Here is a 12,861-nt window from a genome sequence, read left to right on the forward strand (position 1 = left end):
ATTCCGGACACGCAGCTCACGGCATTTGAAAGCGGTTACCGTGACGCATTCGTTGCATAAGTTGCGGTATCTGACCAGGGCTGTGGGGGTGCCGGCGAAAGTCCGGCGAACGTCCAGCACGGACGGGGGGCGACGAGGTGAGACGCGCCGCCGCGTCCGGCCGGACCCGGTCGGCTTCGCGGCACCGGCCGGTGAATCTTGGTATGTGAAACCCCCCTCCCGAAGAGGTTGAACCGTAAATTACAGTGATCGCGCAGTCAACTCCCAGACACAAGAAGTCAGGAGGTCCTGTGAAATCACCCCATCGTGCCGTCAGGCTGGCACTCGGCCTGACGACCGGACTGGCGCTGACGCTGGCCGGTGCCCCGCCGGCCTCGGCGGCGACGTGGACGCTGAACGACATCCATCAGCAGACGTGCGTCACATCGCGCTTCGGTCACCCGGGCACGTACTTCCTGGCCCAGGTCACCGGAACCTGGTCGGCGAACATCACACTCGGACTGACCGACCTGCCCTCCGGTTCCACCGTCATGGGCGGCTTGATCGGCGGCCCGGGATCGAACAGCGACCCGACGCTCGTGAACGGTTTCGTCGGGGTGTCGATCGCGCCGGCTCCCGTCGGCACCTACACCGCGCACCTGGTGGCATCGGACGGAACGGTGACCCAGACCAACCCGATCACGATCCACGTGAAGGACAGCTGCCCCTGATTCGCGGAGGACGTCCCGACCGCGCAGGCCGCCGGAGCAGTCCGCTGTCTCCGGCGGCCGGCCGAGGACCGTCGCGGGGTCGCCGTCGGCGGGCCGTGGCCTCCCCTTATGCCGATCGTTGATGCAGCCGTCTGGAACGTCTTCGCCGAACCGGGCGGCGCGGTCGGAGGTTTCCCTTCCCCACCTGCGGGTATGCGCGCGGATCTGCTCATAGCCGCTCGGGGAGGAACGCGCCGCATGGATGCCAGCAAGCCCGCCAAGGTCGTCAAGGACGTCGTGGAGAACGCCGCCGAGAAGGTCGCCGAGTTTCTGACGCCGGACGTCCCCGGTTCGCCGGGCAGCGCCCCCGCGACCCTGGAGGAGCCGACCACGCCGCACGACCCGTTGCCGCCCAAGAAGGAGCAGGGCGCTCCCGCGACCGTCACGCCGACCGGGGCGGAGACCGGCGCGCCCGCCGCCGCCAAGGCCCAGCAGGGTGCCCACCTCACCACCGCGCAGGGGGCGCGGCTGCGCGACACCGACCACTCGCTGAAGGCGGGCGAGCGCGGCCCGACCCTGCTGCAGGACCACCACCTGCGCGAGAAGATCACCCACTTCGACCACGAGCGCATCCCCGAGCGCGTCGTCCACGCCCGGGGCGCCGGCGCTCACGGCGTGTTCGAGGCGTACGGCACCGCCGAAACGGTGACAAAGGCCGGTTTCCTCAAGAAGGGCAGGAAGACCGACGTCTTCGTGCGGTTCTCCACCGTCCTCGGCTCGCGCGGCTCGGCCGACACGGTCCGCGACACCCGGGGCTTCGCGACGAAGTTCTACACCGACGAGGGCACCTTCGACCTCGTCGGCAACAACATCCCGGTCTTCTTCATCCAGGACGGGATCAAGTTCCCCGACGTCATCCACGCGGGCAAGCCCCACCCGGACCGGGAGATCCCCCAGGCGCAGAGCGCGCACGACACGTTCTGGGACTTCGTCTCCCTGCACACCGAGGCGCAGCACCACACCATGTGGAACATGTCCGACCGCGCGATCCCGCGCTCCTTCCGGACGATGGAGGGCTTCGGCGTCCACACCTTCCGGCTCGTGAACGAGGCGGGGGAGACGGCGCTGGCCAAGTTCCACTGGAAGCCGAAGCTCGGCGTGCACTCCCTGACCTGGGAGGAGGCGCAGATGCTCGGCGGGATGGACCCCGACTTCCACCGCCGCGACCTCTACGACGCGATCGAGGCCGGCGCCTTCCCCGAGTGGGAGCTCGGCATCCAGGTCTTCCCGGACACGCCGGACGAGACCTTCGAGGGCGTCGACCTGCTCGACCCCACCAAGATCGTGCCCGAGGAGCTCGCGCCGGTGCAGGCGATCGGGCGGATGACGCTCACCCGGACGCCGACGAACTTCTTCGCCGAGGTCGAGCAGGTCGCCTTCCACCCCGGCCACCTGCCGCCGGGCATCGACGTCACCAACGACCCGCTGCTGCAGGCGCGGCTGTTCTCCTACCTCGACACCCAGATCACCCGGCTCGGCGGGCCGAACTTCGCGCAGATCCCGGTCAACCGCCCGCGCTGCCCGGTCAACGACATGCTCCGGGACGGCTTCCACCAGCACGCCGTCCACGCCGGGGTCGCGCCGTACCGGCCGAACTCCCTCGACGGCGGGAACCCGTTCGTCGCGGGCGACGCCGAGAACGCGTTCACCGACACGCCCGTCCAGGTCGCCCAGGCGCGGAAGGTCCGGGCGACCCCCGCGTCCTTCGGCGACCACTACAGCCAGGTGCGCCTGTTCTGGCTGAGCATGTCGCCGGTGGAGAAGGAGCACATCATCCGCGCCTACACCTTCGAGCTGGGCAAGTGCTACGAGCAGGCGATCAAGGAGCGCCAGCTCCAGTGCCTGGCGAACATCGACCCGGTGCTCTGCCGCGAGGTCGCCACCGGGCTGGGCCTGCCCGTGCCGGAGCCCACGCTGCCGCTCGCCGACCCGGCGCCCAGCGCCGCGCTGTCGCAGGTGGGCAAGGAGTGGCCGGCGGACGGCCGCATGGTCGGCATCGTCGCCGACGCCGCCGCCGACCTCGGCGCCGTACGCGAACTCCGCACGGCCGTGTTCGCGGCGGGCATGGTGCCGCTGGTGATCGCCCCGCACGGCGGCATGCTGGACGACGTGCCGGTGCAGCGGACCTTCGCGACCGCCCGGTCGATCGAGTTCGACGCGCTGCTGCTGGCGACGGCCCCGGCGCCGGCGCCCGGCGCCCTGCCCGCGCGCGACGCCAAGGCGGGCGCGGACGGGTCCGGCGCGGTGGACCCGCGCGTGACGCTCCTGGTCGACGAGTGCTGGCGGCACGCCAAGGCCATCGGCGCCTGGGGCGCCGGCGCGGCCGTGCTCACGCAGGCCGGGATCACCGGCGCGCCGGGAGTGGTGACCGGTGACTCCGCCACGGAGGTCCTCTCCGGCGTGCGGCGGCTGATGGCCGCCCACCGGGTCTGGGAGCGGTTCCCGGCCTCGGTCGCCTGACACCGCGCCCACGGCGCGTCCGCCCGCGGACACCCGGGACGACGAGGCATGCCCCGTCGTCCCGGGGGCAATCTGCGTTCCATGAACGTCGCAGCAGATCCCGTCCTGCAGGCCCTGGTCTTCGCCGTCGACACGGCCAGGGGACAGATGAGCGTCACCCTCGCCGTGAACGGCGCGGTCATCACCGGCATCCTCGTCTCCGCCGAGGAGTACGCCGCCACGGTCGTCGCGCAGATCCGCCGATCGCGCGCCGGGAACGGCGAGGGGGAGGGGCTCGAGGACTTCTTCACGCCCGTCGCCGAGCAGGCGAGGGAGCGCAGCGAGCGCCACGCCGCCGCGCTCGCCGGCGGGAGCGCCCCGGAACCGGAACTCCCGGCCTACCTGCACCTCGTCGACGCCTTCACGGTGACCGGAGACCATCTGCCGCAGGGCCCGGGAGCGACCTGGCGGATCCGGGTCGACGACGTCGGCGGATGGAGCGTCAATCCGATCAGCGCCCCCGGCCGGCGCGACTCCTGACCTCCCGGATCTCCCGCCTCCCGATCTCCCCGCCACCGGCGCCGGGCCACGCGTACTCGCGTGGTCCGGCGCCGGTCGGCTGTCCGGCCGGCCTGCCAAGGCGTGACGGCACTTCCCAAAACCGGGTAAACAGACTAATTTAGTAGGGAATGTAACGCTGCTCCGCCCACGCGACGGGGGGTTCCCGGCAGCGGTGAACACGCATGGAGGTCCCATGACGCAGACTCTGCCCGGCCCCGCTCTGAACGCCGACGGCTTCAGGCGTGCGCTCGCGGTGCACGCGGCGGGCGTCGTAGTGATCACAGCGCAGAGCGGGGGGGTTCCGGTGGGCCTGACCGCCACCTCGTTCTCCTCGGTGAGCCTGGACCCGCCACTTGTCTCCTTCTACGTGGATCAGGCGTCCACGACCTGGCCCTCGCTGCGCGAGGCGGACCACTTCGCGGTGAACGTGCTGACCAGCGACCAGGCCGATCTCGCCGCCCGGTTCGCGCGCAAGGGCACCGACCGGTTCGCCGAACCGACCCGGTGGCGTTCCGGACCGCTCGGGGCGCCGTTGCTGGAGGACGTCTCCGCGCACCTGATCTGCCTGCCGTACGAGCGGGTCGGCATGGGCGACCACATCCTCGTCGTCGGCCTGGTCACCCAGGCCGACCTACACGGGCCGCGGCGTCCTCTCCTCTACCATCAGGGCCGCTTCGGCCGGTTCGTCGAGCACTCGTGATCACCCGGGGACTCCCGGCCCCCTCTTCCTCTGGAGGATCATCCATGGTCTACGGCAACTCCCGTCCGGACGCCCCCGTGGTGGCGTCATGAGCTCTCTTGTGGCACTGGTCGGCAATCCACGCGGTGGCTCCCGTACGCGCCTCGCGGCGGTGGCGGCGGCAGAGGCGCTGGGCTCCCGGATCGGGCACGGCGCGCCGCCCGAGGTCGTGGACCTGTCCGCGCTCGGGCCGCACCTGTTCACCCCCGGCCCTTCGCCCAGCGTGGAGGTGGCGCTGGAACTGGTCGCGGGATCGAGTGTGCTCGTGGTGGCGAGCCCGACCTACAAGGCCACCTACACCGGGCTGCTCAAGGCGTTCCTCGACCGTCTCCCGGGCGGCGCGCTGACCGGGACGGTGGCCCTGCCGCTGCTGGTCATGGGCGACGCCCGCCACTCGCTGGCCGTCGAGCTGCACCTGCGTCCCGTGCTGGTCGAACTGGGCGCGCTCGTGCCCACCCCCGGCCTGGCGCTGCGGGAGTCCGAGATCCCCGACCTCGACCGGGTCCTCGGCGAATGGGCCGACAGGGTCGCCCCGCAGGTGACCGCACAGCTGGCCGCGCAGGCGCCGCCGGCGGTGCGGGGGAAGGTCACGGCGTGACGGTCCCGGCCGGCGCCCTGGGGGACGCGGTGGGGGACGGACTGGGAGACGGGCCGGGGAACGCCGCGGAGGCGCTCCCTGACCGCTATCCGGGTGACACCCACTGGTACGACCTGCCCGACGACGACGCCGCGCCCGAGGAGGGCGAGCACGAGACCGGAGGCCGGTGGCTCCGGTGGCGCTCCGGCTCGCGGCGCTGACCCGGGCGCCGGCGGTAAGAAAAATTGGTATTACCTACTGGGTTTGTGGGATAGTAAACCCCATGGGCAGGGACCCGATCCGCTCGTCGAGTGAGCGGGCAGAGACTCCTCTGACGGCGGCCATCATGGCGGGACGGTGGATCCGCGCGGCCGCCGTGGACGACGAGCGCGGAAGGCGGTGGCGGGCCAACCCCGACCCGTACGGCAGGCCGGCGACGGCCGGCGGGCCCGTGTCCCTGCACTCCGGGGCGGCCGGGATCGTGCTGTTCTTCCTGGAGCTCGCCGCCGGAACCGGGCACGAGGCCTACCTGGAGGACGCCCGCGCCGGCGCCCGCTACCTCGCCGCGACGTGTCCCGAGCAGGGGGACATGTCGCTGCACCACGGCCTGGCGGGCGTCGTCCTCGCGCTGGCCGAGGCGGGCTGGGCCCTCGGCGAGGAGCGGTTCGAGGCCACGGCGGTCGCGGTGGCCGACCGGATCGTGCGGAGCGCCCGCGCGTTCGACGGCGGCGGGATCGGCTGGTCGGGGGATCCCACCCTGCGGGGCGACGGCGGCGTCGTCCTCGGGCTGCTGCGCGCCGCCACCGCGCTCGGCGTGCCCGCCTACGAGGAGATGGCGGTCGAGGCGGGCCGGCGGATCGCGCGGCTGGCGGGACCCCGCGAGGAGACCGCGACGTGCCCGGTCCTTCCCGGCGAGGCGGCGGCGCCCGGCTTCCTGACCGGCGCGGCCGGAACGGCCTTCCTGCTCGCCCGCCTGTACGCCGCGACGGGCGACCGGTCGTTCCTCGACGCGGCGCACCGCGGCGCGGGCGTCGTCAGGGCCGCGGGCGTGGCGACGGGACACGGCGCCGTGGTCGGCGACTACCTGGGCTACTGCTCGGGGTCCGCCGGAGTCGCGCGCATGTTCTACGAGCTCTACCGGGTGACCGGAGACAGCGGCGAGCTCGAATGGGTGAGGCGGCTCGCCGCGGGGGTCAGGGAGTCGGGCGCGCCCTTCCGCCAGACGGCGGGCCTGTGGAACGTCGCCTGCCAGTGCTGCGGCACCGCCGGGCTGATCGAGCTGTACGTGGGCCTGTGGGCGGCGACGGGGGAGCAGGAGCACCTGGAGTTCGCCCGCAGGCTCGCCGACCACCTGATCGGCAGGGCTACGGGCTACGACGAGCGGGGATACCGCTGGTACCAGGCGTACCGGCGGCAGCGCCCCGGCGAGGTGTCGGCCGACACCGGCTACCTGACGGGGGCGGCGGGGATAGGGGCGGCGCTGCTGCACCTCGACGCGGCGGGGCAGGCGGACCGGCCGCGCCGGGTCATCCTGCTGCCCGACAACCCGTTCCCGCCCATCCCCCTGCCGGCCGTCGCCCTGCGGAGGCCGGCGAGCTAGTGGAGTGTCCGAGGCGCCGACAGCGCGGAGGTGACGTGTGGATCCACGCTTCCCGACCACGACCACGACCACGACCACGACGGGCGACCGGGCGCCGGGCGACCGGGGGACGGGCCGGCGCGCGCCCGGAGCGGGAGAGCCGTCCGCACCACCAGTGCCGGCGCCACCGCCCACGCCGCTGACGCCGTCCGCACCGCCGCCCGGCATCCGGAAGGCGCTGCCGGCCCGCCTGTTCGCCGTGCACGGCACCAACGCCGAGACGCGGTGGGAGGCCCTGCGGGGCGAGGGCGACCTGACGCCCGAACGGCTGTTCTTCGTCCGCAACCACACGTCGACGCCGCTGATCGACGCCGCCTCGTGGCGGCTCACCCTGTGGGGGAGCGGGCTGCGCCGTGGCCCGGTCTCGTTCACCTACCGCGACCTGCTCGCCATGCCCGCGGAGGAGGTGACGGCGTTCGTCGAGTGCGCGGGCAACGGCCGGAGCCTGTACGGGGAGCAGCAGAGCCAGGACGTGACCGGCACCCCCTGGAGGCTGGGAGCGGTGGGGGTGGCGCGCTGGCGGGGCGTGCCGCTCGCGGCGCTCCTCGGCAGGGCGGGGATGACCGGCGACGCGGTGGCGCTGATGCCGCGCGGGCTCGACCCCGACTACGTCGACGGCGGGGAGAACCTCGGCCGGGTACGCCGCCCGCTTCCCGTGACCAAGGCGCTGGACGACGTCCTCGTGGCGTACGAGATGAACGGGCGGCCGCTGCCGCCCGACCACGGTTTCCCGGCGCGGCTGGTCGTGCCGGGGTGGGCGGGGATCGCCTGGATCAAGTGGCTGGGAGACGTCGAGGTGTCGGCCGAGCCGCTGGAGTCGCCGTGGAGCAGCCGCCTCTATCGCATGCACGGCCCCGGCCACCCGCCGGGGGGAGGTCCCCCGCTGACCCGGACGGGGGTGAAGAGCGCCTTCGAACTCCCCTGGCCGGCCCGCCTCCGCGCGGGACGCGGCCATCTGCTGCACGGCCGGTCGTGGTCGGGCAACGGCCGCGTGGTCCGGGTGGACGTCAGCGACGACGAGGGCGTGTCGTGGCGGCCCGCGCGCCTGCACGGCGACAGGAGCCCGCACGGGTGGGTCAGGTGGACCTTCCGCTGGGCGCCGCCCGGCGTGGGCGAGGCGGGTCTGCTGGCCCGGGCCGTGGACGAGACGGGCGCCGTGCAGCCGGAGCGGGCGGCGTACAACCACCTGGGGTACGCGTTCGACGCGGTGGTGCGCCACCCGGTCGTCGTGACCTGACCGGCGGCGGGGGAGGCCGCGGCCGGACGGGCCGCGCGAAGATCTACTGACAGGGGGCGTGGGTGCTCGCGTAAACGGGCAAAAAGTTGTATATGTGGCGAAATCTGGCGCAGATTCGCACGTCACATGGCGCGGTGCTGGTCGACCTGTTGCTCGCCGCCGCCGTCATCGCGTTCACGATCCCGCCGACGGTGATGGGCCACTCCTTCTCGCTGTGGGACGGAGTGCCGCAACCGGTGGAGCTCGCCGTCGGGTCGGCCACCGCCGCGACGATGCTGCTGCGGCGTTACACCCCCTGGCCGGCGATCGTCGCCGGCGTGCTCTGCGCCTGCCTCGTGGGTGAGACGGTGCCGATGGTCCTCGCCGTCTTCTCGCTGACGGCGGAGCACCGCGCGCGCTCGTGGACGTACGTGGCGCTGGCGCTCATGGCGGTGTATCTCGTGGTCGACTACCAGAACCCCTATACGGACCGGATCTTCTACCTGAGCGTGGTACGCGCGGTGACGCTCGTCTACCTGCCCGCGCTGGTCGGCACCTGGGTGTACGACCACCGGGGGAGGATCCGCGAGCTGAGGGCCGGGGTGCGTGAGCGCGAGGAGTCGGCCGTCCTTGAGGAGCGGCGCAGGATCGCCCGGGAGCTGCACGACACCGTGACGCACGCGGTCACCGGCATGGTCCTCAACGCCGGCCTCATCCGGGATCCGGTGGATCCCGCCGACATCCCCGATCTCGCCGAGGGGATCGAGGACAAGGGCGTCGAGGCGCTCGGCGAGCTGCGGCAGCTGCTCACCATGCTCCGCCGGGAGGACGTGCCGGTGGTGGAGGGGGCCGAGGCGATCGCCCGCCTGGCCGAGGACGCGAGGGCCGCCGGGCTGCGGGTCGACGTCCGGCTCGACGTCCCCCCGGGGGCGCTGCCGCCGGAGGTGACGCACGTGTGCTACCGGCTCGTCCAGGAAGGGCTGAACAACGTGCGCAGGCACGCCCCCGGCTCCGAGGTCCGGATCGCCGGCGCGATCGAGCAGGGCCATGTGGACATCTCCGTGGTCAACACCGCGGGCCGCCCAGTGGGTGGCGGCACAGTGGATGGCACAGGGGGTGGCGCAGCGGGCGGCAAGGGCGGCCCGGCGGGCGGTGCGGGGCCCGGCGGGCGGGCGGCGACCAGGACGCCGCTGCTCGGCGGAGGCTACGGCCTCCCCGGCATCAGGGAGCGCGTCAGCCTGCTGGGCGGCAGCCTCACCGTTGGACCGACCCCTGACGGCGGCTTCGTCCTCGCGGCCCGGCTGCCGCTCGAACCCCCCGGGAAACAGGCCGCCTTCCGTCAGAGACGGAGCGTCCGCGGCTGACCGCGCGTGCCGACCGCGGCCGACGGTCACGCGGGCCGGTCATGCGGGCCGGTCACACGGGTCGAGCCGCGACGCGGGTACGCGGGGCCGGTGACGCGGTGGGACCGCCCGCGGAGCACGTGTCTCCCGGCGGCCTTCACCGGAGAGGCGATCTCCCCGTGCCCTTCCTGTGCGCCCGGACGCGCCACACGACCAGGGCGATCACGACGGCCCCGGCGACCACGGCCGCGGCCACGCCGCCGACGGCCGACTCCACCCGCCGGTACGCCGCGCCGGCGAAGTAGCCCAGAAGGGTGTAACCGACCCCCCACAGCACCCCGCCCACCACGTTGAACAGCAGGAATCGCCGGTACTCCATCCGCGAGACCCCGGCCAGCGTGGGAATCAGGGCACGCAGGAACGCGACGAACCGGCCGAGGAGCACCGCCTGGGGCCCCCACCGGCGGACCATCTCCCGGGCCCGCTCCACCCGCTCCCGGCGGCGGCGCAGCGGACGCGCGCCGAGGACGCCGGGGCCGACGCGACGGCCGATGGCGTACCCCACGCTGTCGCCCGCGACGGCGGCCAGCACCGCCACGAGCGCCAGCCAGTACACCGAGAGCCTGCCCTGGCCGGCCAGCACGCCCCCCAGCACGACGGCCGTCTCACCCGGGATCACGAACCCCACGAACAGCGCGTCCTCGGCGAAGACCAGAGCGGCCACGACCCCGTAGACCGCGATGCCCGACAGGCCCGAAAGCCAGTTGATGATCGCATCCACGTGTCCTCCAGACGGCCCCCAACCGACATGGTCACACGGTCGTGCTCAGGGGGCCGTCCTCCGCCCGCGCGTCGGCGAGGCGCCGCCGCCCGGCGCGGGCCTTCTCAGGCGACCGGCACGTCGGCGGGCACGCGGACGGCGGTGAAGGTCGTCCGGCGGCGGAGGCGGAAGCCGAGCGCCTCGTACAGGCGGATGGCGTCGGTGTTGCTCTCGGCGGCGTGCAGGAACGGGATCTCGCCGCGGGCCCGGATGCCGGCGGCGACGGCCAGCACCAGCCGGGCCGCCAGGCCCTGCCGGCGGAAGGCCGGGTCGGTGCAGACGGCGCTGATCTCCGTCCAGCCGGGCGGGTGCAGCCGTTCCCCGGCCATCGCGACCAGCGCGCCGCGGCGGCGGATGCCCAGGTAGGTGCCGAGTTCGATGGTGCGCGGCCGGAACGGGCCGGGCTGGGTGCGCTCCACGAGGTCCAGCACGTCGGGCACGTCGGCCGCCCCCAGGCGGACGGCTTCGTCGTCCCGGACGGGCACCACGCCGTCGCCGACCAGTTGCACGCCGGCGCCCTGCATCACCACCTCCCACCCCGGAGGAGGGGTCACACCGGTGACCGGGATCGTCGCGCCGGGCCCGGCGAGCACGGCGAGGTCGTTCCAGTCGCCGGGGCCGGGATCGTCGGGCAGGGTGTGGAAGGGGGAGACGTCGCCGGGGTAGCGCAGCGCGTTGCCGTGCCGTTCGGCGAGGTGGGCGTGGGGTCCGGTGAGCGACGCCCAGACGGGGTTGTCGAGGGGGTGCCGGTCGCTCATCGCGCCTCTCCCCGTGTCACGCCGGTTCCTGCCGTGCCGTGCTGATGGGGGGACAGGTATGCCTTCGCCATCGGACCTCCCGCCGTTCGTGCGTCTGACGATGCGTTCATAAACCTACTAAACAAGTAGGTCTTGACGGTATATCGGGCTTGCCCCCAAGATGAGGACGAGATCAGGCGCGGCCGCCGCGAGGGCCGATCCCGGCCCCGGGCCCCGCGCCGTCGGCAGACATCCGTCCACTCGCCACCCCGGAGGCACGATGACCGCTCCTGTCGTGCTGGAGGAGACGACGGCGGAGTCCGCCGCCCTGACCGTGGTCAGGGCGCGTCACCCCGGACGCTGGATCGCCGGCGCCGCGGTGGCGGTGCTGCTCGCGATGGCGGGCAACGCGCTGGTGACCAACCCGGCCTGGGACTGGCCGGTGGTCGGCGAATACCTGTTCCATCCCTCGGTGCTGCACGCGGTGCTGTTCACCGTGGAGCTGACCGGGCTCGGCATCGCGCTCGGCTTCCTGCTGGGGACCGTGCTCGCGCTGATGCGGCTGTCGCGCGTCCCGCTGCTCGCGTCGGTGGCGTGGGGCTACGTGTGGCTGTTCCGCTCGGTGCCGCTGATCCTGCAGCTGCTGTTCTGGTACAACCTCGCCGCCCTGTACAAACAGATCTCCTTCGGGGTGCCGTTCGGGCCGGCCTTCCTCTCCGTCGGCACGATGGACCTGATCGGGCCGGTGACGGCCGCCGCGCTCGGCCTCGCGCTGCACCAGGCGGCGTACGCCGCCGAGATCGTGCGCGGAGGCTTCCTGTCGGTGGACCCGGGCCAGCTGGAGGCGGCCGCGGCGCTCGGCATCCCGAGGGCCCGGCAGATCCTCCGGATCCAGCTTCCGCAGGCCATGCGGTCGATCGTGCCGGCGGCCGGCAACGAGATCATCGGCCTGGTCAAGGGCACCTCGGTCGTCTACATCATGGCGCTGCCCGAGCTCTTCTACCAGGTGCAGGTCATCTACAACCGGACCGGCCGGGTGATCGCGATGCTGCTGGTGGCGGCGATCTGGTACCTCGTCCTCACCACGGTGCTCTCGGTGGGGCAGTACTACGTGGAACGCAGGTTCGGCAGAGGCCTCGCGCGGCCGGGGCCCTCGGCGCGGATGCGGCGCCTGCGCCAGGCCCTCGCCGTACGGCGGGCCGCCCCCGGGCGCGCCGGCGGCGGCGAAGGGGGACCGCGATGAGCGGCGAGTTCATGGTCGACGTGCGCGGCGTCCACAAGAGCTACGGCTCGCTGGAGGTCCTGCGCGGCGTGGACCTGCGGGTCCGGCCCGGCGAGGTGACGGTGATCATCGGCCCCTCCGGGTCGGGCAAGTCGACGCTGCTGCGCGGCATCAACCACCTGGAGAAGATCGACCGCGGGTACATCGCCATCGACGGCGAGTTCGTCGGCTACCGGCGCTCGGGGAACCGCCTGCACGAGCTGAAGGAACGCGAGATCCTCCGCCGGCGCACGCACATCGGCTTCGTCTTCCAGAACTTCAATCTGTTCCCCCATCTCACGGTCCGGCAGAACGTGACCGAGGCCCCGCTCTCCGCCCAGCGCCGCCCCCGTGACGAGGTCGAGGCGCTGGCGGCCGAGCTGCTGGAGCAGGTGGGGCTGTCCGGCAAGGCCGACGCCTACCCGCGGCAGCTGTCCGGGGGACAGCAGCAGCGCGTCGCGATCGCCCGGGCGCTCGCCCTGCGGCCCAAGGTGGTGCTGTTCGACGAGCCCACCTCGGCGCTCGACCCGGAGCTGGTGGGCGAGGTGCTGGAAGTCATGAAGGCGCTCGCCCGCGGCGGCACCACCATGATCGTCGTCACGCACGAGATCGGCTTCGCCCGCGAGGTCGCCGACACCGTGGCCTTCATGGACGCGGGCCGGATCGTCGAGCAGGGCCCGCCCCCGCGGGTGCTCGACCGGCCGGAGCACGACCGCACCCGTGCCTTCCTCGGCAGGGTGCTCTGACTGGCGAGCCCCGCGAAGAGGCGACGCGTAAAGA

At 73.1% G+C, this 12,861-nt stretch carries 13 protein-coding genes; 11 read left to right on the forward strand and 2 right to left on the reverse strand.

All coding sequences use genetic code 11. The annotated features are described in order from the left end of the window. The first annotated feature begins 290 nt into the window (after positions 1 to 290). The 9 genes from HHX33_RS22380 (at position 291) to HHX33_RS22420 (ending at position 9,284) form a co-directional block, all read left to right on the forward strand. Complete coding sequence (locus HHX33_RS22380) at positions 291 to 710, forward strand: DUF5980 family protein (RefSeq protein WP_182876320.1); 420 nt, start codon at positions 291 to 293, stop codon at positions 708 to 710. Between the two features lie 237 nt (positions 711 to 947). Next, positions 948 to 3,209, forward strand: a complete 2,262-nt coding sequence (locus HHX33_RS22385) for a catalase (RefSeq protein ID WP_182876321.1) — start codon at positions 948 to 950, stop codon at positions 3,207 to 3,209. A gap of 81 nt (positions 3,210 to 3,290) precedes the next feature. After that, on the forward strand, positions 3,291 to 3,728 hold the full coding sequence (locus HHX33_RS22390; RefSeq protein WP_182876322.1) for a hypothetical protein: 438 nt from the start codon (positions 3,291 to 3,293) through the stop codon (positions 3,726 to 3,728). 214 nt (positions 3,729 to 3,942) lie between these two features. Continuing rightward, a complete protein-coding gene (locus HHX33_RS22395) occupies positions 3,943 to 4,449 on the forward strand; it encodes a flavin reductase family protein (protein ID WP_111700195.1) in 507 nt (168 codons plus the stop codon). 88 nt (positions 4,450 to 4,537) lie between these two features. Further along, positions 4,538 to 5,086 carry an NADPH-dependent FMN reductase gene (locus tag HHX33_RS22400; RefSeq protein ID WP_182876323.1) on the forward strand — a complete coding sequence of 183 codons (549 nt, stop codon included), beginning with the start codon at positions 4,538 to 4,540 and terminating at the stop codon, positions 5,084 to 5,086. Next, on the forward strand, positions 5,083 to 5,286 hold the full coding sequence (locus tag HHX33_RS22405; RefSeq protein ID WP_182876324.1) for a hypothetical protein: 204 nt from the start codon (positions 5,083 to 5,085) through the stop codon (positions 5,284 to 5,286). The genes HHX33_RS22400 and HHX33_RS22405 overlap by 4 nt, the downstream gene beginning before the upstream one ends. 62 nt (positions 5,287 to 5,348) lie before the next feature. Beyond that, positions 5,349 to 6,665 (forward strand): lanthionine synthetase LanC family protein, encoded by a 1,317-nt coding sequence (locus HHX33_RS22410; protein WP_182876325.1) that lies wholly within the window; start codon positions 5,349 to 5,351, stop codon positions 6,663 to 6,665. 37 nt (positions 6,666 to 6,702) lie between these two features. Continuing rightward, entirely contained in the window at positions 6,703 to 7,941 is a 1,239-nt protein-coding gene (locus HHX33_RS22415) for a sulfite oxidase (RefSeq protein ID WP_182876326.1), read from the forward strand. A gap of 134 nt (positions 7,942 to 8,075) precedes the next feature. Beyond that, complete coding sequence (locus HHX33_RS22420; protein ID WP_182876327.1) at positions 8,076 to 9,284, forward strand: sensor histidine kinase; 1,209 nt, start codon at positions 8,076 to 8,078, stop codon at positions 9,282 to 9,284. A gap of 136 nt (positions 9,285 to 9,420) precedes the next feature. Here the strand turns inward: HHX33_RS22420 and HHX33_RS22425 are convergent, their stop codons facing one another. Together HHX33_RS22425 and HHX33_RS22430 are read right to left on the reverse strand one after the other, a co-directional pair. Then, positions 9,421 to 10,044, reverse strand: coding sequence for a DedA family protein (locus HHX33_RS22425; RefSeq protein WP_182876328.1), 624 nt, complete (start codon positions 10,042 to 10,044; stop codon positions 9,421 to 9,423). A gap of 104 nt (positions 10,045 to 10,148) precedes the next feature. Continuing rightward, a complete protein-coding gene (locus HHX33_RS22430) occupies positions 10,149 to 10,841 on the reverse strand; it encodes a GNAT family N-acetyltransferase (RefSeq protein WP_182876329.1) in 693 nt (230 codons plus the stop codon). A 259-nt stretch (positions 10,842 to 11,100) separates the two neighbouring features. On the opposite strand from HHX33_RS22430, the gene HHX33_RS22435 reads away from it, so the two are divergent. Further along, positions 11,101 to 12,063, forward strand: a complete 963-nt coding sequence (locus HHX33_RS22435; RefSeq protein WP_182876330.1) for an amino acid ABC transporter permease — start codon at positions 11,101 to 11,103, stop codon at positions 12,061 to 12,063. Then, positions 12,060 to 12,827 (forward strand): amino acid ABC transporter ATP-binding protein, encoded by a 768-nt coding sequence (locus HHX33_RS22440; RefSeq protein ID WP_310741479.1) that lies wholly within the window; start codon positions 12,060 to 12,062, stop codon positions 12,825 to 12,827. Before HHX33_RS22435 ends, HHX33_RS22440 begins: the two co-directional genes overlap by 4 nt. The last annotated feature ends 34 nt before the right edge of the window (positions 12,828 to 12,861 follow it).

The organism is Microbispora sp. H10670, assembly GCF_014161385.1.
Taxonomy (GTDB): Bacteria; Actinomycetota; Actinomycetes; order Streptosporangiales; family Streptosporangiaceae; genus Microbispora; species Microbispora triticiradicis.

What these genes read in the sequence shown, in the direction of transcription:
- HHX33_RS22390 (WP_182876322.1), top strand. Translation starts at nt 3,291, where the DNA reads ATGAACGTCGCAGCAGATCCCGTCCTGCAGGCCCTGGTCTTCGCCGTC.
- HHX33_RS22440 (WP_310741479.1), top strand. Translation starts at nt 12,060, where the DNA reads ATGAGCGGCGAGTTCATGGTCGACGTGCGCGGCGTCCACAAGAGCTAC.
- HHX33_RS22430 (WP_182876329.1), bottom strand. Translation starts at nt 10,841, where the DNA reads ATGAGCGACCGGCACCCCCTCGACAACCCCGTCTGGGCGTCGCTCACC.
- HHX33_RS22410 (WP_182876325.1), top strand. Translation starts at nt 5,349, where the DNA reads ATGGGCAGGGACCCGATCCGCTCGTCGAGTGAGCGGGCAGAGACTCCT.
- HHX33_RS22400 (WP_182876323.1), top strand. Translation starts at nt 4,538, where the DNA reads ATGAGCTCTCTTGTGGCACTGGTCGGCAATCCACGCGGTGGCTCCCGT.
- HHX33_RS22385 (WP_182876321.1), top strand. Translation starts at nt 948, where the DNA reads ATGGATGCCAGCAAGCCCGCCAAGGTCGTCAAGGACGTCGTGGAGAAC.
- HHX33_RS22395 (WP_111700195.1), top strand. Translation starts at nt 3,943, where the DNA reads ATGACGCAGACTCTGCCCGGCCCCGCTCTGAACGCCGACGGCTTCAGG.
- HHX33_RS22435 (WP_182876330.1), top strand. Translation starts at nt 11,101, where the DNA reads ATGACCGCTCCTGTCGTGCTGGAGGAGACGACGGCGGAGTCCGCCGCC.